The organism is Aerococcus sp. Group 2, from assembly GCF_905125285.1.
GTDB classification, from domain to species: domain Bacteria; phylum Bacillota; class Bacilli; order Lactobacillales; family Aerococcaceae; genus Aerococcus; species Aerococcus urinae_E.
This window is the reverse complement of record NZ_CAJHPA010000006.1, coordinates 76,351-99,289: the sequence shown is the minus strand read 5'-3', so window position 1 is coordinate 99,289 and position 22,939 is coordinate 76,351. Positions and strand designations below refer to the sequence as shown.

Below are 22,939 nucleotides of genomic sequence, written 5' to 3'. Positions count from 1 at the left end.
GATGGTGTCGAGTAAAAACCGCCGCAATCAACAAGCCTTAAAGGGAGCCAGCTTGTTGACCCTGGCCGGCATTATCGCTAAGATTCTCAGTGCGGTTTACCGGGTTCCCTTTCAAAACCTAGTGGGCGACACGGGCTTCTATGTCTACCAGCAAGTCTACCCCATTTATGGGATTGGAATGACCTTCGCCCTGAGCGGCTTACCTAATTACGTGGGTAAACAAATTAGCTGGCAGGTTGACCTGGCCCACCGCCGCCTGTTTTTGCGGCGTTATAGTCTCCTAGTAGTCATTTTTTCTTTATTGTGTTTTAGCCTGACCTTTTTTCTAGCCCCGCTTTTAGCCCAGGGAATGGCTGATCCCAACTTGGCAGTGGTGATTCGGAGCGTTTCCTATATGTTCTTAGCCATGCCTTTTCTCCTCCTCATTCGGGGAGCCTTTCAGGGCCGCAATGATATGAAGCATACCGCCGTCTCCCAAGTGATCGAGCAAGTGGTCCGGGTTGGGGTAATCTTAGGGGTGGCTTATCTCTATAGCCAGGGCTTTAGTCAGGACTGGTCCCTCTATGAGATGGGGGCCTGGGCTATGGCCTCGGCTGGGATTGCTGGTTTTACGGCAGCTAGCTACCTAATCCTGGCCCTGCTTCAATCCAGGGGCACCCAGCGCCTATTCCAAGAATCGAAAAGAAGTCGAGCCCTGGCTGAAGATCCGCCTTATCACTTGACCTGGCCCCAGATTTTAAGAACCTTTGTAACCGATGGCCTGGTGATTTGTAGTTTTTCAGCCTTATTGGTCTTCTTTCAATTGATTGATTCTTTTACCCTTTATGACGGTTTACTGGATTTTGGTTTGGATAGCGAACTGGCTAAGGTTTATAAGGGAGTCTATGATCGCGGCCAGCCCTTTGTTCAATTGGGCATGGTCTTTTCCCTGGCCTTCCAGACCTCTTACTTGCCCCTGCTTTCCCAGGCCTTTGTCAAAAAGCAAAAGGCTCTATTTAGGGAAGCGGCGGCTCGCTTTAGCCGCTTAACTTTCTTTATTAGTCTATTGGTCACGGCGGGGATAATGGCAATCTTACCGGAACTCAATGTGATGCTCTTTAGTGATGCTAAGGGCAGCGGGGTCTTAGAACAGTATCTACTGATGATTGTCTTGGCCAGCTGGGTATTGATCTACCATAATATTTTCCTGGGCCAGAACCAGTGGTTTTATTCGGCCATGGCCTTGGGCTTGGGATTATTAGTTAAAGGGGTCTTTGCCCACTTGCTGGTTAGCCGCTTTGGCCTAGTGGGGGGCGTCTGGTCCAGTTTACTCGCCCTAGTGATGATGCTGATTTTGATGCACCATTTTATCCCCCTTTCGATTAAAACCGAGAGTCAAATGGGAATTTTACTGAGAGACACTGGCCTAGTGGTTCTTCTCATGTGGCTAGCCATTATGGCTTTGCGCTGGCTCTTTTGGCTAAATTTCCCTAAAGGTCGGGCCTTTGCTACTTTATTTGTGGGCTTGGCTGTCCTTTTGGGAGCAGGTGTCGTATTATTAGTAGTAAGAAGATACCCGATACTTAATCCGGCTGAGTGGCAAGAGCTTCCCTTGGCTAAATATTGGATCAAAAATAAGGAGAGTTAGGAAGAGTCTATGCGAATTGATAAATTTTTAAAAGTTGCTCGAATTATTAAGCGACGTACCGTGGCCAAAGAGGCCTGTGACCAAGGTCGGGTTGCTGTCAATGGGCGGCCGGCCAAGTCAGGGACCAACTTGGAAGTGGGGGATACGGTTAAGATCGAGTTTGGTAATAAGTGGCTGACTTTGAGAGTCGATGCCCTAGAAAATTCGACTAAAAAAGAAGACGCCAGCAAAATGTATACCATTCTCGATGAAGAATGGAAGGAAAAGGCTAGCGAACCTGAATTTTTTTAATTGAAATAGGAGCTATACTTTTTAAAAGAAGCAAGGTACAATAGGAAGGGTACTATTTTGTGAAAGGATGCTAAAGATGGGCGACCAAGGCAAGGAAAATAAGAATAAAATTACTTCCATTGCACGCTACGCTGGCAAGAAGGAGCAAGAAGATACTAAGAAACAGAAATGGCATGACTTAATCATGCGCTCGCTCTTAGGCTTTTGTTTACTAGGCTCCCTATTATGTCTGTTTGGCGTCTTCCATGCCCAAATTAAGACCCGGTCCTTAAGCGAACAAACTGAGCAGGCTAAGCAACAAAGACAGAGTGAACAAGAAATTGTTGACTCCCTAAAGAACCAAGTGACCTTATTGCATAATGAGTCTTACTTGGCGAGCTTAGCCCGGGCCCAATATTATCTCAGCAAAGAGGGCGAAATTATTTTCTCCACTCCTGAGGATAATGATTCCATGAAGGCAAAAAGTCTTAACAAGGCATACCTAGAAGCGCAAAATAATCAAAACAAAGTAAATAATGAAAAAAATTAGGAGGATCATAAGCTTTCATGACCGTAGAAGTTGGGGAAAAAGTAACTGGTAAGGTTACAGGAATTGTTAAATTTGGTGTATTTGTCGATCTCGGTGATGGAACCAGTGGTTTAGTCCACATTTCTGAAATTTCCGATAGCTATATTAAAGATATCAATGATTATCTACAAAAAGGCGATGAGGTGACTGCGATTGTCACTAAAATTCAACCCGATGGAAAGATTGCCTTATCCATGAAGGACGCCAAGGATCACAAGCAAGCTGAGCCCAAAGCACATGCTAAGCATGGCAATAGTGGTCCTAAGCCAGCTAAGGCCAACAATAGCCATAAGAAATTTGACCGTAAGCCACAAGCAAAAACCAGTGACTTTGACGCCATGATGAATAATTTCTTAAAGGAAAGTGATGATCGCTTAACTTCCTTGAAGCGTAATACCGAAGGCAAACGTGGTGGCCGCGGTGGCCGTCGCGGCTAATGACAAGAGATGAAGAATAGAAAAAGATTTTACCAAGAGGTTATGACGCTGGTCACAGCCTCTTTCTTTATTTTTATGAGGAAGGTGGAAGATGTTAGAGCTCAGTCAACTTGACCAAATGATTTACCAAAAGTTAGTGGCAGAAGATAGCGACTATTTAGCTAGTCACAAGCCCTATGCCCTGGCGGTTTCTGGTGGCGTGGATTCCATGGTCCTTTTAAGGTGTTTTGAGACACTGCAAGCGACTCATGGGCTAAATTTCTTTGTCATCCATATTAACCACCGCTTGCGTTTGGAGTCAGAAGCCGAGCAGGAAATGATGGTGGCCTATTGCCAAGAACACGACTTGGATCTCAAGGTGAGTATTTGGCAGCATGGAGCTGATTTAGCTGGCAATGTAGAAGCCAAAGCCCGGGCCTTCCGCTACCACGCCTTTGGAAAAATTCTCAAAGACCAGGCCTCCTTGCGTTTGGTGACGGCCCACCATAGTGATGACCAGGTAGAAACCGGCTTAATGCGCCTAGTCCATGGCGGACACTTACCTAGTTTTAAGGGTATGGAGTCCCTTAGTCCGCTTTACACCTATCCCAAGGCCCAAATTCTCCGACCTCTTTTAGAGGTAGAGAAAGCCAGCTTATATGACATAGCAAGAGTAGAAGGGATTCCCTACCAGGAAGACATGACCAATTGGGATAAGCACTTCCAACGCAATCGTTTCCGTCAAGAGATTATTCCCTATCTAGAGCGGGAATCAGTTAACTTCAAGGCACATTTCCGTCATTTTCAAACCGACCTCAAAGCCTTATTGGACCTGGCCCAACCCCAGCTCAACCAGCTGCTGACTAACTTATTTGACCAGGAAGCGGGCTGTTTTCGCATCGACCTGGAAGCCTTGGGTCAGTATTCTCAGGCGGAACAAGTCTTACTAATGGAGATGATTTTTCAGCGCTGTGAGATTCCAGAACTCTTGGCCTTTACTCGGACGGGAATGGAGGAATTGGTCGACTTTCTTAACCAGGGGGCTGCCCAGGGCCAATGGGCCTTGCCAGGGCATTATGTCCTGGATAAGGTCTACCAGGCCGCCTTTATCCGCTTGAAAACCAGCCCAGCTCGCTACTATCAGACCGGGCCAGAGCTTTCAGAGAGGCCGCTTGAATTAGAAAAAGAAGCGATTCAGCTAGAAGACTTCTCCTTAAGCTGGACTTTGGCTGGTCAAGAAAAGCTTCAGGACACCAGCCGAAGCTTTTACTTGCCTCAATCCCTAAGTGACCAAGCCCTGACTATCCGCCACCGGCAAGCTGGTGACTATCTCAAACTCCCGTCAGGAAGCCAGCAAAAAATCCGCCGTTTCTTTATTAATGAGAAGATTGCTCAAGCAGACCGTCAGACGGCATGGCTGATCGTCCGAGGTCAGTCTTGGGTCCTTGGGATCTTAAGTCAAAAGGGACAATGGCTCTACCGCTATCCTCTGAACGGGGAGGCAGCTTTTAGCCAAATTCAGCGAGTCTAAGCATTCCTTAAAAATTGTCTAAAAGGGCTGAAAATGTTGCAGACAGGTAGCTGCTTTTGCTACAATTAAGGACATAATTGAACTTATATAACACGGAGGCTATACATGAACCAAGAGATTAGCGATATCTTAATCAGTACGGAGGAAATCCGAGCCATTAATAAGCGCTTAGGCGAGGAAATTTCCAAAGATTATCAAGACCAAGACCTACTTGTGGTCGGAATCCTTAAGGGATCATTTTTATTTATGGCTGATTTAATCCGAGAAATTAATGTGCCCCTAGAAGTGGACTTTATGGCGGTTTCCAGTTACGGCAATGGCACTGAATCAGGCGGGGACGTTAAGATCCTCAAAGACTTAGAGGCTTCAGTGGCAGGCCGGCATGTCTTATTGGTAGAAGATATTGTCGATACAGGCTATACCTTGGAACACCTAGGTGAACTCTTCAAAGAACGCCAGGCTGCATCGGTTAAAATATGTGCATTTTTGAACAAGGCTGACCGCCGACAGGTAAAAGTTGAGGCTGATTACCTCGGCAAAGAAATTCCTGACGCCTTTGTAGTGGGATACGGCATGGACTATGCGCAAAAGTATCGTAATCTACCTTATGTAGGGGTTTTAAAGAGCGATCAGGCTTAATCTGTGTTATACTTACCTATCTGGATAAGACCGATTTAGTTTAAAATTAGAAATGGAGCTAATGTATGCAAAGAAAAGGATCAAAGAGACCCAATAACTTTTTTTCCAGTGGTCTAATTATCATTGTCATTTTCTTGGCGCTACTAGGAATAGTGAATTTCTTCTCGTCAGGAGGAAATTCGGCTGCTTCAGAGGAAATTAACCAATCCGAATTTATTCAAAAACTAAAGGATAAAGAAATTGAAACGGTTCAAATTAAACCTCGCGCAGGCGCCTATGAAATCACCGGGAAGTACCGGGAAGACAAGGAAGGAAGCGAGTCATCAACTTCCAATAATATTCCGATATTAAATAATACTGAACTCGACCAAGCTAAGGGATTCATTGTTCATGTATTACCTAATGACTCAACCCTCTCAGCCATTAACCAAGCGGCAGAAGATTCAGGAACCGAAGTCGTGGCCCAAGAGGAAGATCAAACGAATATGTGGATTAGTTTGATCATGAGCGCCATTCCCTTAATCTTCTTCGTTTTTATCATGTATATGATGTTCTCACAAACCCAAGGTGGGGGACGGAACAACCCCATGCAAATGGGTAAAAGCCGGGTAGAAGATGTTTCTAAGAAATCACGGGTGAAATTTTCTGACGTTGCTGGTTGTGAGGAAGAGAAGGAAGAACTAGTGGAACTGGTTGACTTCCTCCGTGCTCCCAAGAAATACCACGATATTGGTGCTCGGATTCCTAAAGGGGTCCTCTTAGAAGGCCCTCCCGGAACCGGTAAAACCTTACTAGCTAAAGCCGTAGCCGGGGAAGCTAATGTACCTTTCTACTCCATCTCGGGGTCAGAATTTGTGGAAATGTTTGTCGGTGTCGGGGCTAGCCGGGTGCGTGACTTGTTTGATACGGCCAAGAAAAATTCGCCTGCTATCATCTTCATTGATGAAATTGATGCGGTTGGTCGGCAACGGGGCGCAGCTTCAGGAAGCGGTGGCCATGATGAACGTGAACAAACCTTGAACCAACTCTTAGTTGAAATGGACGGTTTTGAAGAAAAGGATAATGTGATCGTGATTTCAGCTACTAACCGTTCTGATGTCTTAGACCCAGCCTTATTACGTCCGGGACGTTTTGACCGCCAAATCCTAGTGGGCCGTCCAGATGTGAAAGGCCGGGAAGCCATTCTGAAAGTTCACGCCCGCAACAAGCCACTAGCTCAAAATGTCGACCTCAAAGTGGTGGCCCAACAAACACCAGGCTTTACCGGGGCGGAATTAGAAAACGTCCTCAACGAAGCCGCCTTATTGGCCGCCCGTTTAGATAAGAAGAGAATCGAAATGGTGGATGTGGATGAAGCCCAAGACCGCGTGATCGCTGGTCCTGCTAAACCAAACAGCCAACCAAGCTTAGAAGAACGCCGGGTAACCGCCTTCCACGAGGCTGGACATACCGTCTGTGGTATGGTCTTAAGCGATGCTCGGGTCGTTCATAAGGTGACCATTGTTCCTCGTGGTAAAGCAGGGGGGTATGCAGTGATGCTACCTAAGGAAGATCAAACCATGCACTCCAAGAAAAACCTTCACGAACAAATTGTGGGGCTGCTTGGAGGACGTGCTTCAGAAGAAATCTTCTTTGATACTCAGACCACTGGGGCATCCAATGACTTTGAACAGGCAACCTCTTTAGCCCGTAGCATGATTACTGAATATGGGATGAGTGAGGAATTAGGTCCGATTTCTTATGAAGGAAACCACTCCATGAGAGGCACCAACCCTTACCAACAAAAATCCTATTCAGGTGAAACAGCAGCTAAAATTGACCAAGAACTCCGCAAGGTCATGGACCAAGCCTTGGAAGAAGCTAAAGATATCTTAAGTCAGCATAAGGAGCAAGTCCGTGTGATTGCTGAACATCTCTTAAAACTTGAGACCTTAAATGCTAAACAAATTAAGAGTCTATTTGAGAACGGTCATTTACCAGATGATGAAAGTCAACAAAGTGGTCATGAAAATGAACCGATTTCTTATGAAGAAGCCAAAGAGAACTTGAAGAAATCTCAAATTGAACGTCAAAAGAAGGTTCAAAAAGAGGTCGATGATTCCAAGGAAGAGACCATTAGCTCTCCAGAGGAAGACCGTCATGAGGATCATGCAAATGAAACTCAAAATGACAATGTCCCTTCCCAAGAATCAAATGATGATGACCAAGAATAAACTTAACTTGATCGGTTAAGTAATCGGGACTGCGCCAAAAGACGCAGTCCTTTTTTCATGAGAAATTAATGAGAGTCTGGTACATTGCCATGGCTTTTTAACGACCCAAATTCAAAAGCAGAACAGATGCTCAAGGCCATTTAGCCATGAACCCATAAAATCAATCATTTGCTATTGATAGGTGATTTAGGCATAATAAAAAGGCATTAAGGAAAGGAATTAAAAAATGACAGATAAGTTAATTAAAGCAATTAGTAAAGATGGTTTTGTACGTTGTAGTGTGATCGATGCCGGTGACTTAGTGGAGGACGCCCACCAACGCCATGATACCTGGAGCGCAGCCACAGCCGCTTTAGGACGGACTCTAATCGGGACTTTGCTCTTAGCTGGCGATATTAAAGACGATGCCAGAATGTCGGTTCAAATTAAGGGCAATGGCTTGGGTGGAAAAATTGTCACCACCGCTAATGGAGCGGGCGAGGTCAAAGGTTATATTGACAATCCCCATGTTTCTCTTGACTTGAATGACCAAGGTAAGTTGGATGTCCGTAAAGTGGTTGGCACTGAAGGAACTTTTTCAGTCACTAAGGACCTGGGTTTGAAGGAACCTTTTAGTGGACAAACCCCGATTGTTTCGGGTGAGATTGCCGAGGACTTTACCTATTACCTAGCAGCTTCGGAACAAATCCCTTCTGCCATTGGCCTTGGGATTTTGGTCAATCCGGATGAATCAGTCAACAAGGCGGGCGGTTGGATGTTACAAGTCCTGCCGGGAGCGAGTGAAGAAACCATTAGCCGCTTGGAGCGTACGGTCCAAGACCTCCCTCACATCACTAAATTACTCAGTCAGCATGCCAGCCTGGAGGAAATTATTGAACGTCTCTTAGGTGAAGGCCAAGCCAATATCTTGTCTACCCATCCGATAAGCTTTACTTGTGACTGCACCAAGGAACGCTTTGCTAAGGGCTTAGTCAGCCTAGGCAGTCAGGAACTCAAAGCCATTATTGAAGAAGATGGTCAGGCAGAAACCGTTTGCCATTTCTGTAATAGTCATTACCACTACAGTAAGGACGACTTGGAAAAACTTCTAGAGGAGGCTGAAGCCTAGTCCTTTACCTTTAGTTGCTTAGTTGATTATGCTAAAATGGTAATAATAAATGCCAGAAGCTGATGAAGAGGTGTGTAAAATGGTAGAAAAACTGGACAATTTGCTCTTGACCATTGGAGAGACTCCATTGATTAAATTACAGCGGTCGGTTCCTTATCAAGCAGCGGATGTTTATGTCAAATTAGAAAGACAAAATCCCACTGGTCATATCAAAGACCGTTCCCTATTAAATATGTTGGAAGTCTATGAGGAAAAAGGCGACCTAGCTAGTGGGACTACGCTAGTGGTCTGCGCTGACTTTGTTACTATTCGTTCCTTGGCTTGTCTAGCGGCTATTAAGGGTTATGATGGCGACTTCTTCCTCAACGAAGTGGTCAGTGAGGCTGACTTGAAAGCCCTGCGTGAATACGGTATGACCATTCATCCTCTCAGCGATCCTGACAAAATCACTGAGCAAAGACAAGCAGCCATTGAAAGTGGACAAAAAGAAGCAGCATTCTTGCTTCATCCTGATAGTGACTATGCCTGCTCGGTGGTCCACCAGCTGACTACGGGGCCAGAAATTATTGAGGCCTTAGGCGGGAAAGCTCCGAGTGCCTTTGTTTCTGCAGTATCAACGGGAGCCAGTCTCTCTGGTGTTGGCCGGGCCCTCAAAGACAAATCGGATAAGACCGCTATTTATGCTGTGGAAGCAAGTAGTCAATCAAGCTTAAATGATCTCGACGCGGCTAGCGACTTCCCCCTCCTAGATACCAGTCTCTTTACTGAGATTATCCGGGTCCAAGACAGCCGCGCTTACCAAGAACAAGAGTGGCTAAAGGTCAATGAAGGCCTTGAAGTCGACTTTCAATCAGCCCTAGCCATTACCGGAGCGATTGCCGTTGCCGAACGCCTAGGCCGGGGGCATAAGGTAGTTACCATAGCCAATGGGCGGTAGAAGGATGTGAGGAAGGAATCGCCCTCACTCTTCCGAGCTCAACTGTAAGGCTGTGAGGAAAGGATCAGTGACGGAGACTTCTTGGTCCTGTGACTGGAACAACAGTGAAAAAAGAGTTTGCATTTAGAAAAAGGGCTGAGGCTTTTGTCTCTGCTCTTTTCTTCTGCCGTTTTTTCTGATAGAATCATTTGGTGTGTCTATAATTAGAAAGGGAGTACTATGATCAAAATCGGCAATATTGAAATCACTAACCCCATTGCGGTCGCTCCGATGGCTGGTGTCTCTAACGCCGCCTTTCGAACCATTGTTAAGGCCCAGGGAGCGGGACTGGTTGTTTGTGAAATGATTTCTGACCAAGGAATTCATTTTAGAAATAAAAAGACCCTATCTATGCTTCATATTGAGGATGAAGAGTGGCCGCTTTCCGTGCAGATCTTTGGCGGTCAAGCCGACTCCTTAGCGGAAGCAGCCCAATTTATTGAAGCCAATACCAAGGCTGCCATCATTGATATCAACATGGGCTGCCCGGTCAATAAAGTGGTGAAGACCGATGCGGGATCTAAGGCGCTCTTAGATCCTAATGAAGTCTATAATCGGGTAAAGACGGTTGCCGATGCAGTCTCCATCCCAGTCACAGTGAAAATGCGGACAGGTTGGGACGACGACCATATCCTGGCCGTGGAAAATGCCCTGGCTGCCCAAGAAGCTGGCGCGAAGATGATTGCTATGCACGGCAGAACCCGGGAGCAAATGTATACCGGTAAGGCTAACTGGAATATTATCAAGCAAGTCAGTCAAAAGCTCTCTGTGCCTTTTTACGGCAATGGGGACATCCGGACTCCCGAAGAAGCCAAGTACGCCCTCGACAATTATGGGGTTGATGGTGTCATGGTGGGACGGGGTTGCCTAGGTAACCCCTGGGTAATCCACCGTATGGTTCATTACGTGGAGACCGGCGAACTCTTACCTGAAAAAACGGGCCTAGAACGGATTGAAGCCTGCAAGGACCACTTGACCAGACTGGTTGACTTAAAAGGAGAAAGTGTTGGGGTCCGGGAGTTTCGTTCCATGGTGGCTTATTATCTCAAAGGAATCCCTCGTTCGGCTAAGGTCAAGGTGGCCTGCACCCAGGCTGATTCCTACCAAGAAGTCGTCGATCTGTTAAACGATTTCGCTAAGGCGACTAAAGAGCGTGAAAAAGCGCCTAAACGCCAACGCCTATCACGGGAAGAACGTTTAGCACAAAGAGAAGCTGCTAAAAACCGTTAAATAGTATAGAATAAGAGGGAAGACCCAAAAAGCATGCCTGAAGGGCTGTTTTTAATAGAATGAAATAAAATAGTATGGGAGTGTCGATAATGGCAAAGGAAAACCAACAGCATGAAGCGATGAATGACCAAATGCAAGTCCGTCGCGAAAAAGTAGATGAATTAATAGAAAATGGCTACCAACCATTTGCGAAAGGCTTTAAGCGCGATGCCCTCGCTCAAGAAATCCATGACCAGTATGAAGCTTTTGACAAGGACGAACTGGCTGATAAGGCAGTTTTTGTTAATATTGCTGGTCGCCTCATGACAAAAAGAGGGAAGGGTCGGGCCGGTTTTGGTCATATCCAAGATGGCTCTGGTCAAATTCAAATTTACGTCCGTAAAGACGAAATTGGCGACAAGGACTATATGGATATCTGGAAGAAGGCTGACCTCGGTGATATTATCGCTGTTTCAGGTTATGTGATGCGGACCAATACCGGTGAATTATCGGTTAAGGCAGAAGAATTAAAACATCTAACCAAGGCGCTGCGTCCTCTTCCTGACAAGTACCATGGTTTACAAGACAAGGAACAAATCTACCGTCAACGTCATTTGGACTTGATTACTAACCGGGAGAGCTATGACCGCTTTGTTACCCGGTCAAAGATCATCAGTGAAATCCGTCGTTTCCTCGACCAACGTGGCTACTTGGAAGTGGAGACCCCAGTTTTACATAACATTCCTGGGGGAGCCAATGCCCGTCCTTTCGTTACTCACCATAATGCTTTAGACATTGATTTATACCTACGCATTGCTTTGGAACTCCATCTCAAACGCTTAATCGTCGGCGGAATGGAAAAAGTTTATGAAATTGGTCGGGTCTTCAGAAATGAAGGGATTGACCACACCCACAATCCTGAGTTCACCTTGTTGGAACTCTATACTGCTTATAGCGATATGTGGGACGTGATGGACTTAGTCGAAGAATTATACCACCATATTGCTAGCCAAGTGGTGGGATCAACCACCATTCCTTATGGGGACCACCAATTAGACTTTTCTGGTCAATGGCGCCGGGTCCACATGGTTGACGCTATTAAAGAGGCTACCGGTGTCGACTTCTGGCAAGAAATGACCGATGAAGAAGCGCGTCAACTAGCCAAAGACCACCATGTTGAAGTCAAAGATACGGATGACTTTGGTAAGGTGGTTAACGAATTCTTTGAAACTTTTGTGGAAGAAACCCTCATTCAACCAACCTTTGTGTATGGTCATCCGAAGTCAATCTCACCATTGGCACGGGCTAATGAAGAAGATAGCCGCTTCACCGACCGCTTTGAGGCCTTTATTGCCGGAGCGGAAGCAGGGAACGCCTTTACTGAATTGACTGACCCTATCGATCAACGGCAACGCTTCGAAGCCCAAGTCAAGGAAAGAGAACTTGGTGACGATGAAGCCCAACATATGGATGAGGACTTCGTGGAAGCCCTAGAAACCGGGATGCCACCAACGGGCGGATTAGGAATTGGGATTGACCGTTTGGTAATGATCTTTACCAACTCCGACTCCATCCGCGACATCCTACTCTTCCCAACCATGCGAAATAAATAAAAGCAAGAGAGTGCGACAGTCACACCAAAGGACGAAATCGCTGGAGAAAACTGGGATAAGCTCAGTGAAGCTGAGCGTTACCAGTTTTTGAAGCGGACGTTCGTCTTGTGACTGGAGCACATTTTGATTAGAGAGTTCTTATTTTAAATAGATGCTGAGTCTTTTGCACCAGCTGATCTACCATAAGTCTTAGGCTGCTTGATTTTCACTAGAAGGAAGATGAAGCAGCCTTTTTATTGATATAATTAAATCAAACATACTTATAGATACATAACGATGAAGAGACGCCTGCAGACAAGTCACTTGAGGAGGAAAGCTTATGAAAGACGTCACCCATTCAGAAAAAGAAGACCAAAAGAAAAACAGTCAGCTGAAAAGATTGCGCTTGGGCTTACATGCTGGGGCCTTATTAATCTTATTAGGCTACTATTATTTTTACCTACCGCCTTTGAACTATGCCTCCATGGCTTTTTGGGCCTTTCTTGGCCTCGGGGCCTTACTTTTCTTTATTGCTGAAGCGATCTATGATAGTGAGCTAAAACGAACTCACCGCCAGAAGGCTCGGCAAGCTAATCTGGGCCAGCGTTTGCGGTCCGCCTTTAGTCAAAAAGACCGCCCTAAGCGTAAATATCGGATTCTTTTTGCTGGAGTAGGGCTGGTACTCCTTGCCTATCTGGCTATCCAGGTGATTTATAGTCCCTTATTCATGGCTGACCGCTATGCCCACATGATCGAACTGGATAAGAAAGATTTCAAAAAAGACTTCCCAGAAACCGATGTGAGTCAGATCCCCTTGATTGACCGCGATACGGCGGCCTTATTAGGGAACCGACGCCTGGGCGAGCTGTCTGAATTAGTTTCTCAGTTTGAAGCGGCCCCTGACTATACGCAGATTAACATTCAAGGCCATCCCTATCGGGTCTCCCCCTTGGAATATGCTGGGTTTTTCAAGTGGTTGAATAATTTTAGACAGGGGATTCCTAACTATATCCAAGTCGATATGGTCTCAGGAGACACTAAACTAGTGGACTTGGAACACACCATGAAGTACACCAATGATGACCTCTTCTTCCGCAATGCTAAGCGGGTCTTGCGCCTACGCTATCCCTTTGCCATTTTTAACCAGCCATCCTTTGAGGTCGATGACCAAGGCCATCCCTACTATGTGGCGACCACTTATGGTAAGCATTTTATAGTTAAGGAGCCTGAACCTACAGGAGTGGTCTTATTGGATGCGGTAAGTGGGGAGACCCAGCACTATCAATTAGACCAAGTGCCTGGCTGGATTGATCGGGTCTATTCTTCCGACATTATCCTCCACCAACTGCAGATGAACGGGAAATACCGGGGCGGCTTTTGGAATGCCTTATTTGCCAAGACGGGGGTGACCAAGCCCACAGCAGGCTATAATTACCTGCCCATGAACGATGACATCTTCCTTTATACTGGGGTCACTTCGGTAGCCCAAGATGCCTCAAATATCGGCTTTGTCTTGGTTAATATGCGGACCAAGGAGACCAGTTTCTACCCCTTGACCGCGGCGGAAGAAATATCAGCCATGAAGTCCTCGGAAGGCTCTGTCCAAGAAAAAGGCTACCAAGCGACTTTCCCACTCTTAATCAATTTAAAGGACAATCCCATGTATATCTTGTCTCTAAAGGACCAGGCTGGGTTGATTAAGCAGTATGCCTTAATTGATGTCAATAACTATCAAAATGTGATCATCGCTCAGTCAGTGCCTGCTTTGATTGAAGAGTATGCCAAGGCTAGTGGGGCCCATTTTGAAGAAGTTAGTCAATTGGAAGAACTTAAAACCATTGAAGGGCAATTAGACCAAATCGCTGCCGTAGTCAAAGAGGGCAATTCGGTCTATTACTTGAAGATCGATGGCAGTATCTACCAAGTCCCTATTCAACTTAATGAAGAGCTTCCCTTCCTGGTGCCTGATACGGCAGTTAAACTCCAAGTCAAAGAGGACGGCCAGGTAGAGAAAATGGAAGTCGTCGATTAGTTGATTAAATCAAGAATGAAGGGAAAGCCGGATTTCCGGCTTTCTTTTTGTTTTAGCTACTTATTTTCTCTTATTTCTATCTGTAGTGATCTAAAAGAGGAATTTTTAAATGAATTTGTTGACATTAAATCCAAAGGGTGGTAGAGTATTTAAGGTGCTTTTTGTATACAGATTCCTGTAAACAAAATACAGTCGTGCTGACTGATACATCATGGCACAACATAAATCACCAATAATCGATTCACTAGGTGTCGATTATTTCTTTTTTGTAGTAGATGACACACCAGGATGTGTGGCTTTAAAATGAAAACAGAAGAATTGGAAGGAGGAATAATAGTAAATGCCTACTATTAACCAATTATTACGTAAACCTCGTAAATCTAGCAAGGCAAAATCAAATTCACCTGCTTTGAACAGAGGTTATAACTCAATGAAAAAACAACCTACCCGTACCAACTCTCCTCAGAAGCGTGGAGTATGTACTCGTGTAGGGACGATGACACCTAAGAAACCTAACTCAGCCTTACGTAAATACGCTCGTGTACGTTTATCCAACATGGTTGAAGTTACTGCTTATATTCCAGGGATTGGGCACAACCTTCAAGAACACAGTGTCGTACTTATTCGTGGTGGTCGTGTTAAGGACTTACCAGGGGTTCGTTACCACATTGTTCGTGGCGCTTTAGATACCGCTGGTGTTGAAAACCGCCGTCAAAGTCGTTCTAAATACGGAACCAAAAAACCTAGAGACTAAGATTAAATCAGAAAGGAGGGCATTGGATGCCTCGTAAAGGACATGTTGCAAAACGTGATGTATTGCCAGACCCAATTTACAATTCAAAAATGGTTACTCGCCTAATCAGCCAAATCATGGTTGACGGTAAACGTGGTAAAGCAGCAACCATCTTATACAATGCTTTTGATATTATTAAAGAAGAAACTGGAAATGACGCTATGGAAGTTTACCAAGAAGCGCTTGAAAACATTTCTCCAGTTTTAGAAGTTAAAGCGCGTCGTGTTGGGGGTGCTAACTACCAAGTACCTATGGAAGTTCGCCCAGAACGCCGTCAAACTTTAGCTCTTCGTTGGCTCGTTCAAGCAGCTCGTAACCGTGGTGAAGGAACCATGAACGTTCGTTTAGCGCGTGAAATCATGGACGCTGCTAACAACACCGGTGCTGCCGTTAGAAAACGTGAAGAAACCCACCGTATGGCTGAAGCCAACAAAGCTTTCGCTCACTTCCGCTGGTAATAAATTTTCCTGCTTTATTAGTGGAAATTTCCTAGTACGGCAGGTATTATAAGTGAGGACAAGTTTTTATTCTATTTTAAAGTAAAGGAGAGTTATTCAAAGATGGCTAAAAGAGAATTCCCTCTTGAAAAAACAAGAAACATCGGAATTATGGCCCACATCGATGCCGGTAAGACAACCACGACTGAACGTATCTTGTACTATACCGGTAAAATCCACAAAATTGGTGAAACCCACGAAGGGGCTTCCCAAATGGACTGGATGGAACAAGAACAAGAACGTGGGATTACGATTACTTCTGCAGCAACAACTGCACAATGGAAGGGTTATCGAGTAAACATTATCGACACCCCAGGGCACGTGGACTTCACAGTTGAAGTTGAACGTTCCTTACGTGTTCTTGACGGTGCCGTAACCGTTCTTGACGCCCAATCCGGGGTAGAACCTCAAACAGAAACTGTTTGGCGTCAAGCTGATACCTACCATGTTCCACGTATCGTATTTGCTAACAAGATGGACAAGATCGGTGCTGACTTCTTATATGCTGTTGACACCATCAAAGACCGCTTAGGAGCAAATGCTCACGCAATCCAATTACCTATTGGTGCTGAAGATAATTTCACTGGAATCATTGACTTAGTTAAGATGAAAGCTGAAATTTATGAAGACGAAATGGGTCAAGTGATTGATGAAGAAGATATTCCAGAAGAATATCAAGAACTTGCTGAAAAATGGCGTACTGACCTTGTTGAAGCAGTTGCAGATACTGACGAAGACTTAATGATTGCTTACCTAGAAGGTGAAGAAATCACTGAAGACCAATTAAAAGCTGCTATCCGTAAAGCAACCTTGAACTTGGAATTCTTCCCAGTATTATGTGGATCTGCCTTCAAGAACAAAGGGGTTCAATTAATGCTAGATGCAGTTATTGACTACTTACCTGCACCTACTGACGTTCCTCCAATTGAAGCAGAACGCGCAAACAATCCAGATGAAACCTTTGAAGTTCGTGCAAACGATGACTCACCATTCTCAGCTTTAGCCTTCAAGGTTATGACAGACCCTTATGTTGGTCGTTTAACCTTCTTCCGCGTTTACTCAGGAACTCTTGAAGCTGGTTCTTACGTGCTGAATGCTACTTCTGACACCCGTGAACGTGTCGGTCGTATCTTATTGATGCACGCTAACTCTCGTTCAGAAGTTGAAGAAGTCTTCTCTGGTGACATCGCTGCTGCGGTTGGTTTGAAGAACACCACAACTGGTGACACCCTCTGTGATACCAAGAACCCAATTATTTTGGAAAGAATGGAATTCCCAGAACCTGTTATCGAAGTGGCTATCGAACCAAACACCAAGGCTGACCAAGACAAGATGCAAATTGCTTTGGGTAAATTAGCTGAAGAAGACCCAACCTTCCGTGCAAGTACCGACCATGAAACTGGTCAAACCATTATTGCCGGTATGGGTGAGTTGCACTTAGACATTATCGTTGACCGTTTGAAACGTGAATTCAACGTTGAAGCAACTGTTGGTGCTCCTCAAGTGTCTTACCGTGAAACCTTCACCAAACAAACACAAGCCCAAGGTAAGTTTGTTCGTCAATCTGGTGGTAAAGGGCAATACGGGGACGTATGGATCGAATTTACCCCTAACGAAGAAGGTGCCGGTTTCGAATTCGAAGACGCTATCGTTGGTGGGGTTGTTCCTCGTGAATACATCCCTTCAGTTGAAGCTGGTTTGAAAGACGCTATGGAAAATGGTGTCCTAGCAGGCTTCCCATTAGTTGACGTGAAGGCTAAACTTTATGATGGTTCTTACCACGATGTCGACTCCAGTGAAGCAGCCTTCAAGGTTGCCGCTTCTCTTGCATTACGTAATGCAGCTAAAGATGCTGGCGCAGTAATCCTTGAGCCTGTGATGAAGGTTGATATTGTTGTTCCTGAAGACTACTTAGGCGATGTTATGGGACATGTTTCCGCACGTCGTGGCCGTATCGAAGGACAAGAACCACGCGGTAACGCTTTAACCTTACACTCATTTGTGCCACTATCCGAAATGTTTGGGTATGCAACAACCTTACGTTCTGCAACCCAAGGACGTGGGACATTTACCATGACCTTTGACCACTATGAACCTGTTCCAAAATCTGTCAGTGAAGAAATCATTGCCAAATATGGTAAAGGTTCTGAAGATTAGTCTAAAGGCTTAAAAATCAAGGAAAGATGAGGTAGAGTCCTTGACTTTATCAAGGCCTATCTCATATAATTAAACTACTGAATCTATATACATAAGATAGAAATTTAGTGTTAACTTTTAGGAGGAAAATTATACAATGGCAAAAGAACATTTTGATCGTAGTAAACCACACGTAAATATCGGTACTTTAGGTCACGTTGACCACGGTAAAACCACTTTATCAGCAGCTATCGCTACTGTTTTAGCTAAAAATGGTTTCGGTGAAGCTAAAGACTACGCTGCGATCGATAACGCACCTGAAGAACAAGAACGTGGGATTACTATTAACACTTCTCACATCGAATACGAAACAGCTAACCGTCACTACGCTCACGTTGACTGCCCAGGCCACGCGGACTACGTTAAGAACATGATCACCGGTGCTGCTCAAATGGACGGTGCGATCTTAGTTGTTGCCGCAACTGACGGTCCTATGGCTCAAACTCGTGAACATATCTTACTTGCTCGTCAAGTTGGGGTTCCTTACTTCGTTGTATTCTTAAACAAATGTGATATGGTTGACGACGAAGAATTACTTGAATTAGTTGAACTTGAAGTTCGTGACTTATTAAGTGAATATGGTTTCCCAGGAGATGACGTTCCTGTAATTAAAGGTTCTGCATTAAAAGCTCTTGAAGGCGACGCAGATGCTGAACAAGCGATCTTAGACTTAATGGAAGCTGTTGACGAATACATCCCAACTCCAGAACGTGACACTGACAAACCATTCATGATGCCAGTTGAAGACGTATTCTCAATTACCGGTCGTGGTACCGTTGCTACTGGTCGTGTTGAACGTGGTAAGATCGAAGTTGGTAAAGAAGTTGAAATCGTTGGTTTAGCTGACAAACCTGAAAAAACAACTGTTACCGGTCTTGAAATGTTCCGTAAAACACTTGACTACGCTGAAGCAGGTGACAACGTTGGTGCCTTATTACGTGGTATTACCCGTGAAAACATCGAACGTGGTCAAGTTTTAGCTGAACCAGGTACCATTACTCCACATACCGAATTCAAAGCTGAAGTTTATGTTTTAACTAAAGAAGAAGGTGGACGTCACACCCCATTCATGAACAACTACCGTCCACAATTCTACTTCCGTACAACTGACATTACCGGTGAAGTTATCTTACCAGAAGACACACCAATGGTAATGCCTGGTGACAACGTTACTATGGAAGTTAAATTAATTCACCCAATCGCTATTGAAGAAGGTACTAACTTCTCAATCCGTGAAGGTGGCCACACTGTTGGTGCCGGTGTTGTTTCTGAAATTCTTTAATTTTTAGAACATGCCAAGAAAAAGAGCTCATCCGAGCTCTTTTTTTATTTTAAAAATAATTTTAGAACTAAATGGTTTACAAAACAGGTAATTGTCGGTATTTTATTAATAGTTATTTACTAAATTTAGACAAATTGTTAGGAAAAAAACGAAAGCAACTTGTCGGGGAGGAAAAGATATGGCTAGTAAGCATAATGGAAAAAAGGGCTTTTTAATTGCTCTGGTAACGGTGATCAGTGTCTTAGCACTGGTCTATTTAGGAGGGAGCTACTATTATCAAGGACACTTCTTGCCAGAAACGGTGATGGCTGCAACAGATATTAGCCACCAAAGCCCGGAAGAGGCAGAAAGTCGCCTCAAGGATAAGTTATCCAACTTAGGGGTTAAGGTCACGGAAAAAGATCAAGTCATTAAGGAAGTCAAACCCCAAGATGTTGGGATTCAATTTAATATCAATTCTTCCTTAGAACAGGTCTTAGCCCAACAAAATGCTTGGGCTTGGCCTTTAGCTTGGTTTAACCAAGACCAAGGCGTCCTAGCAGTTGAAGAAAGTAAGAATAATGAAGCTGCCCTTAAGGGTTTGGTTAATGACTTAGCCATTAATAATGCTGAGCGCCAAGCCCCCACTAATGCCCAAGTGGTAGTGGACCAGGCCAATAACCAATTAAGCATCAAAAAAGAAAGCAATGGGAACCAAGTTTCAAAGGAAAAATTAGGCCAATTGATTCAATCAGCCATCGACCAAGGGCAAGATCAGGTGAAGTTGGAGGATGCTTACTTGGAGCCTCAAGTGAAGTCCGATGACCCCGAAATACAAAAGCAAATGGAGCAATTCAATAAGATTTCTTCGATGAAGCTAGCCCTTAATATCGAAGATAAAGACTATCCGATTGATCCCGCCACCATTCAAAGTTGGCTGATTGTTCAAGCGGATTCTTCTCTAGATGTTGACCGGTCTAAGATTTCTGCCTACCTACAAGAGCTCAACCAAAAAGTGTCGGGCTTACTGAATCCACACGAATTTAAGTCGACCATGTCAGGGACCGTGACCATTTTCCCTGGAATTTATGGCTGGTATATTGACCGTGACCGGGCTGTAGAAGAAGTGGCCCAAGCGGTCTTAGCCGGTGAGGATAAGAGTTTTGAACCAAGTATTGCCGGTCAAGGCTATAAGGTAGATAATTTCTTTGGGGATACTTATATTGAAGTAGATATCCCTAACCAAAAATTATTCCTCTATGAAAATGGGCAATTGAGTCTGGAAACCGATGTGATTACTGGCCAAGACAAGTCACCAACGATTCCGGGTGCCAATGAAATTTGGAATATGGAGTCACCAAGTATCTTAAGAGCCAATTCACCAATCACTGGGATTCCTTACGAGCAACCAGTGGATTATTGGATGGCCTTTGACTACCATGCGGAAGGTATCCATGACGCTAAGTGGCAACCAGCCTTTGGGGGGCAACTCTACCGCAACATGGCAGGGTCCTACGGTTGTGTCAATACCTCAATTAATGTCATGCCAACCATCTTTGCTAAATCCTATGTGGGCATGCCAGTAGTTATCTTTAATGAAGAATCTCTTCATTAAAGAAGCAGGGCATTTAATAGCACCGAAAATGAACATATATATAATAGAAGAGAAACCGAGTCTTAGCAGATAGAAAGTCTCGGTTTCTTTTTGTCTATCTAAGTGGAAGCCGTCGAACAAATACAGCGTCACTTGGACAATTTAGCTCATGCTTATAGCTATTAGGGGAAGGTTTGGAAACAAGAAAGGGCTTATGAAAGTTTTTGGCGATTTTTTTAAAAAAGTAAGCGAAAACCCTTGATATCACATCGACATGTCTGTATAATTGTAAGAGTGCTGTAAATTCCAGGGGTTACTATGCCCTGGAGTCAAAACAGCCCAAGCTTTGAAGTATGAGGTTGCGACACACCCGGGAGCTTTGCCAAGAGGGTGGAGCCGGTCTTTCATATGGAGCTAGTCAATCGTAGAATTATGACGAGGAGGAAATATAATGGCAAAACAAAAAATTCGTATCCGCTTAAAGGCTTATGAACATCGTGCGTTAGATCAATCCGCACAAAAAATTGTAGATACCGCTAAACGTACAGGAGCACAAGTAGCAGGGCCAATCCCACTACCAACTGAACGCTCAATCTTCACCGTGATCCGTGCAACTCACAAGTACAAAGACTCACGGGAACAATTCGAAATGCGTACACACAAACGCCTAGTGGATATTGTTAACCCAACACCTAAGACAGTCGACGCTTTAATGAAACTCGACTTACCAAGTGGTGTGGACATCGAAATCAAACTTTAATTTAGTTAACCAATTTTAAAAAATAATTTTATGGAGGTGTAATCATGACTAAAGGAATCTTAGGTAAAAAAGTAGGTATGACTCAGTTCTTCACTGAATCTGGCGAATTAGTACCAGTTACTGTTATCGAAGCTCAAGCTAATGTTGTTTTACAAGTGAAAACTTTGGAAAACGATGGTTACGAAGCTGTTCAATTAGGTTTCGACGACAAACGTGAAGTTCTTGCCAATAAACCTGAACAAGGTCATGTAGCAAAAGCAGAAACTACTCCTAAGCGCTTCATTCGCGAATTCAAAGATGTTGAGCTAGGAGAATACGAAGTAGGTAGCGAAGTAAAGGTGGATATTTTCCAAGAAGGCGACATCGTTGATGTAACTGGAACCTCTAAAGGTAAAGGTTTCCAAGGCGCGATCAAACGTCATGGTCAACAACGTGGTCCTATGTCTCACGGTTCTCACTACCACCGTGCTGCTGGATCAATGGGTATGGCTTCAGATGCTTCCAAAGTCTTCAAGGGTAAAAACTTACCAGGACAAATGGGTGGCAACACTGTAACCATTCAAAACTTAGAAATCGTTAAAGTGATGGCAGACAAGAATGTTATCTTAGTAAAAGGTAATGTTCCAGGCGCCAAGAAATCACTCGTTGAAATCAAGACAGCTGCTAAAACAGCTGAATAATTGAGGAAGGAGGAAGTAAATAATGGCTAAAATCAACTTATATAAACAAGATGGTTCACAAAACGGCGAAATCGAAGTAAAAGACGACATCTTCGCTATCGAACCAAACGAAACCGCAATCTTTGATGTTATTTTGATGCAACGCGCTTCCCGTCGCCAAGGAACCCACGCAGTGAAAAACCGTTCCGCTGTTAGTGGTGGTGGACGTAAACCATGGCGTCAAAAAGGAACCGGTCGTGCTCGTCAAGGTTCTATCCGAGCTCCTCAATGGGTTGGTGGTGGACGCGCATTTGGTCCTACCCCACGTTCATACAGCTACAAGTTACCTCGTAAGGTACGTCGCTTAGCTTTACGTTCTGCATTATCACGTAAGGTGAGCCAAGACAACTTAGTGGTTGTTGACGCACTTAGCTTAGATGCACCAAAGACCAAAGAATTCAAAAACATTCTCGAAAACTTAAACGTTAATGAAAAAGTTTTAGTAGTTGTTGACAAAGACAACACTAACGCTCACTTATCAGCACGTAACTTAAACAACGTTACCGTAGTTGATGAAGATAACGTGAACGTTTACGACTTAGAAAACCATGCGAAAGTGCTTATGACTCAATCAGCTCTTTCTAACGTAGAGGAGGTACTTGCATAATGAGTGCTCAAGATATTATTCTACGCCCAATCATTACTGAAGCTTCAATGGAAGCTATGGATGACAACAAGTACACTTTTGAAGTAGCTACTGACGCTAACAAAACTCAAGTGAGACAAGCTGTTGAAGAACTTTTCCAAGTAAAAGTTGTTAAAGTAAACATCCTTAATGTACGTGGCAAGTTAAAACGTATGGGACGTTATGCAGGTTATACCCGCAAACGTCGCAAAGCCATTGTCGAAGTTGCCGAAGGTCAATCAATTGAAATCTTCCCAACTGTTGATGAAGATTCTGAAGAATAGGAGGAATT

At 44.4% G+C, this 22,939-nt stretch carries 21 protein-coding genes; all 21 read left to right on the top strand.

Going from position 1 to position 22,939, the window contains the following annotated elements:
• Position 1: 1 nt before the first annotated feature.
• The 21 genes from JFU01_RS08210 (at position 2) to rplW (ending at position 22,931) form a co-directional block, all read left to right on the top strand.
• Complete coding sequence (locus JFU01_RS08210; protein WP_195856544.1) at positions 2-1,627, top strand: putative polysaccharide biosynthesis protein; 1,626 nt, start codon at positions 2-4, stop codon at positions 1,625-1,627.
• Between the two features lie 9 nt (positions 1,628-1,636).
• A complete protein-coding gene (locus JFU01_RS08205; protein WP_013669260.1) occupies positions 1,637-1,918 on the top strand; it encodes an RNA-binding S4 domain-containing protein in 282 nt (93 codons plus the stop codon).
• Positions 1,919-1,994: 76 nt separating this feature from the next.
• Positions 1,995-2,447 carry an FtsB family cell division protein gene (locus JFU01_RS08200; protein WP_195856543.1) on the top strand — a complete coding sequence of 151 codons (453 nt, stop codon included), beginning with the start codon at positions 1,995-1,997 and terminating at the stop codon, positions 2,445-2,447.
• A gap of 17 nt (positions 2,448-2,464) precedes the next feature.
• Positions 2,465-2,923, top strand: a complete 459-nt coding sequence (locus tag JFU01_RS08195) for a S1 domain-containing RNA-binding protein (protein ID WP_195856542.1) — start codon at positions 2,465-2,467, stop codon at positions 2,921-2,923.
• 91 nt (positions 2,924-3,014) lie between these two features.
• Positions 3,015-4,433, top strand: coding sequence for a tRNA lysidine(34) synthetase TilS (gene tilS / locus JFU01_RS08190; RefSeq protein ID WP_195856541.1), 1,419 nt, complete (start codon positions 3,015-3,017; stop codon positions 4,431-4,433).
• A gap of 105 nt (positions 4,434-4,538) precedes the next feature.
• The gene (gene hpt, locus JFU01_RS08185) at positions 4,539-5,072 is read left to right on the top strand and encodes a hypoxanthine phosphoribosyltransferase (RefSeq protein ID WP_195856540.1); all 534 of its coding nucleotides are present in this window, start codon (positions 4,539-4,541) and stop codon (positions 5,070-5,072) included.
• Between the two features lie 65 nt (positions 5,073-5,137).
• Positions 5,138-7,285: an ATP-dependent zinc metalloprotease FtsH gene (gene ftsH, locus JFU01_RS08180; RefSeq protein ID WP_195856539.1), complete on the top strand. Its 2,148-nt coding sequence runs from the start codon at positions 5,138-5,140 to the stop codon at positions 7,283-7,285.
• A gap of 226 nt (positions 7,286-7,511) precedes the next feature.
• Positions 7,512-8,393, top strand: coding sequence for an Hsp33 family molecular chaperone HslO (gene hslO, locus JFU01_RS08175; protein WP_195856538.1), 882 nt, complete (start codon positions 7,512-7,514; stop codon positions 8,391-8,393).
• 79 nt (positions 8,394-8,472) lie between these two features.
• The gene (locus JFU01_RS08170; protein WP_195856537.1) at positions 8,473-9,330 is read left to right on the top strand and encodes a pyridoxal-phosphate dependent enzyme; all 858 of its coding nucleotides are present in this window, start codon (positions 8,473-8,475) and stop codon (positions 9,328-9,330) included.
• A 219-nt stretch (positions 9,331-9,549) separates the two neighbouring features.
• Entirely contained in the window at positions 9,550-10,599 is a 1,050-nt protein-coding gene (gene dusB, locus JFU01_RS08165; RefSeq protein WP_195856536.1) for a tRNA dihydrouridine synthase DusB, read from the top strand.
• Between the two features lie 89 nt (positions 10,600-10,688).
• Positions 10,689-12,191, top strand: coding sequence for a lysine--tRNA ligase (lysS, locus tag JFU01_RS08160; RefSeq protein ID WP_195854505.1), 1,503 nt, complete (start codon positions 10,689-10,691; stop codon positions 12,189-12,191).
• Between the two features lie 319 nt (positions 12,192-12,510).
• On the top strand, positions 12,511-14,202 hold the full coding sequence (locus tag JFU01_RS08155; RefSeq protein ID WP_195856535.1) for a hypothetical protein: 1,692 nt from the start codon (positions 12,511-12,513) through the stop codon (positions 14,200-14,202).
• Positions 14,203-14,542: 340 nt separating this feature from the next.
• Entirely contained in the window at positions 14,543-14,956 is a 414-nt protein-coding gene (gene rpsL / locus JFU01_RS08150; protein WP_013669654.1) for a 30S ribosomal protein S12, read from the top strand.
• A 26-nt stretch (positions 14,957-14,982) separates the two neighbouring features.
• Complete coding sequence (gene rpsG / locus JFU01_RS08145) at positions 14,983-15,453, top strand: 30S ribosomal protein S7 (protein WP_013668505.1); 471 nt, start codon at positions 14,983-14,985, stop codon at positions 15,451-15,453.
• A gap of 102 nt (positions 15,454-15,555) precedes the next feature.
• A complete protein-coding gene (gene fusA, locus JFU01_RS08140; RefSeq protein ID WP_060778678.1) occupies positions 15,556-17,649 on the top strand; it encodes an elongation factor G in 2,094 nt (697 codons plus the stop codon).
• Between the two features lie 136 nt (positions 17,650-17,785).
• On the top strand, positions 17,786-18,970 hold the full coding sequence (tuf, locus tag JFU01_RS08135) for an elongation factor Tu (RefSeq protein ID WP_060778677.1): 1,185 nt from the start codon (positions 17,786-17,788) through the stop codon (positions 18,968-18,970).
• A 178-nt stretch (positions 18,971-19,148) separates the two neighbouring features.
• Positions 19,149-20,564, top strand: coding sequence for a L,D-transpeptidase family protein (locus JFU01_RS08130; RefSeq protein WP_195856534.1), 1,416 nt, complete (start codon positions 19,149-19,151; stop codon positions 20,562-20,564).
• 430 nt (positions 20,565-20,994) lie between these two features.
• Positions 20,995-21,303 (top strand): 30S ribosomal protein S10, encoded by a 309-nt coding sequence (rpsJ, locus tag JFU01_RS08125; protein WP_013668846.1) that lies wholly within the window; start codon positions 20,995-20,997, stop codon positions 21,301-21,303.
• 44 nt (positions 21,304-21,347) lie between these two features.
• On the top strand, positions 21,348-21,983 hold the full coding sequence (gene rplC, locus JFU01_RS08120) for a 50S ribosomal protein L3 (RefSeq protein ID WP_195856533.1): 636 nt from the start codon (positions 21,348-21,350) through the stop codon (positions 21,981-21,983).
• 22 nt (positions 21,984-22,005) lie between these two features.
• Entirely contained in the window at positions 22,006-22,629 is a 624-nt protein-coding gene (gene rplD, locus JFU01_RS08115) for a 50S ribosomal protein L4 (RefSeq protein ID WP_195856532.1), read from the top strand.
• The gene (gene rplW / locus JFU01_RS08110) at positions 22,629-22,931 is read left to right on the top strand and encodes a 50S ribosomal protein L23 (protein ID WP_195854508.1); all 303 of its coding nucleotides are present in this window, start codon (positions 22,629-22,631) and stop codon (positions 22,929-22,931) included. The genes rplD and rplW overlap by 1 nt, the downstream gene beginning before the upstream one ends.
• The last annotated feature ends 8 nt before the right edge of the window (positions 22,932-22,939 follow it).

Bases quoted from the DNA above. Each gene is read 5' to 3' on its own strand.
- JFU01_RS08170 (WP_195856537.1), top strand. From the start codon at position 8,473: ATGGTAGAAAAACTGGACAATTTGCTCTTGACCATTGGAGAGACTCCA.
- JFU01_RS08210 (WP_195856544.1), top strand. From the start codon at position 2: ATGGTGTCGAGTAAAAACCGCCGCAATCAACAAGCCTTAAAGGGAGCC.
- JFU01_RS08205 (WP_013669260.1), top strand. From the start codon at position 1,637: ATGCGAATTGATAAATTTTTAAAAGTTGCTCGAATTATTAAGCGACGT.
- ftsH (WP_195856539.1), top strand. From the start codon at position 5,138: ATGCAAAGAAAAGGATCAAAGAGACCCAATAACTTTTTTTCCAGTGGT.
- hslO (WP_195856538.1), top strand. From the start codon at position 7,512: ATGACAGATAAGTTAATTAAAGCAATTAGTAAAGATGGTTTTGTACGT.
- tilS (WP_195856541.1), top strand. From the start codon at position 3,015: ATGTTAGAGCTCAGTCAACTTGACCAAATGATTTACCAAAAGTTAGTG.
- JFU01_RS08130 (WP_195856534.1), top strand. From the start codon at position 19,149: ATGGCTAGTAAGCATAATGGAAAAAAGGGCTTTTTAATTGCTCTGGTA.
- rpsG (WP_013668505.1), top strand. From the start codon at position 14,983: ATGCCTCGTAAAGGACATGTTGCAAAACGTGATGTATTGCCAGACCCA.
- dusB (WP_195856536.1), top strand. From the start codon at position 9,550: ATGATCAAAATCGGCAATATTGAAATCACTAACCCCATTGCGGTCGCT.
- rpsJ (WP_013668846.1), top strand. From the start codon at position 20,995: ATGGCAAAACAAAAAATTCGTATCCGCTTAAAGGCTTATGAACATCGT.
- fusA (WP_060778678.1), top strand. From the start codon at position 15,556: ATGGCTAAAAGAGAATTCCCTCTTGAAAAAACAAGAAACATCGGAATT.
- hpt (WP_195856540.1), top strand. From the start codon at position 4,539: ATGAACCAAGAGATTAGCGATATCTTAATCAGTACGGAGGAAATCCGA.
- tuf (WP_060778677.1), top strand. From the start codon at position 17,786: ATGGCAAAAGAACATTTTGATCGTAGTAAACCACACGTAAATATCGGT.
- rplW (WP_195854508.1), top strand. From the start codon at position 22,629: ATGAGTGCTCAAGATATTATTCTACGCCCAATCATTACTGAAGCTTCA.
- JFU01_RS08195 (WP_195856542.1), top strand. From the start codon at position 2,465: ATGACCGTAGAAGTTGGGGAAAAAGTAACTGGTAAGGTTACAGGAATT.
- rplC (WP_195856533.1), top strand. From the start codon at position 21,348: ATGACTAAAGGAATCTTAGGTAAAAAAGTAGGTATGACTCAGTTCTTC.
- lysS (WP_195854505.1), top strand. From the start codon at position 10,689: ATGGCAAAGGAAAACCAACAGCATGAAGCGATGAATGACCAAATGCAA.
- JFU01_RS08200 (WP_195856543.1), top strand. From the start codon at position 1,995: ATGGGCGACCAAGGCAAGGAAAATAAGAATAAAATTACTTCCATTGCA.
- JFU01_RS08155 (WP_195856535.1), top strand. From the start codon at position 12,511: ATGAAAGACGTCACCCATTCAGAAAAAGAAGACCAAAAGAAAAACAGT.
- rpsL (WP_013669654.1), top strand. From the start codon at position 14,543: ATGCCTACTATTAACCAATTATTACGTAAACCTCGTAAATCTAGCAAG.
- rplD (WP_195856532.1), top strand. From the start codon at position 22,006: ATGGCTAAAATCAACTTATATAAACAAGATGGTTCACAAAACGGCGAA.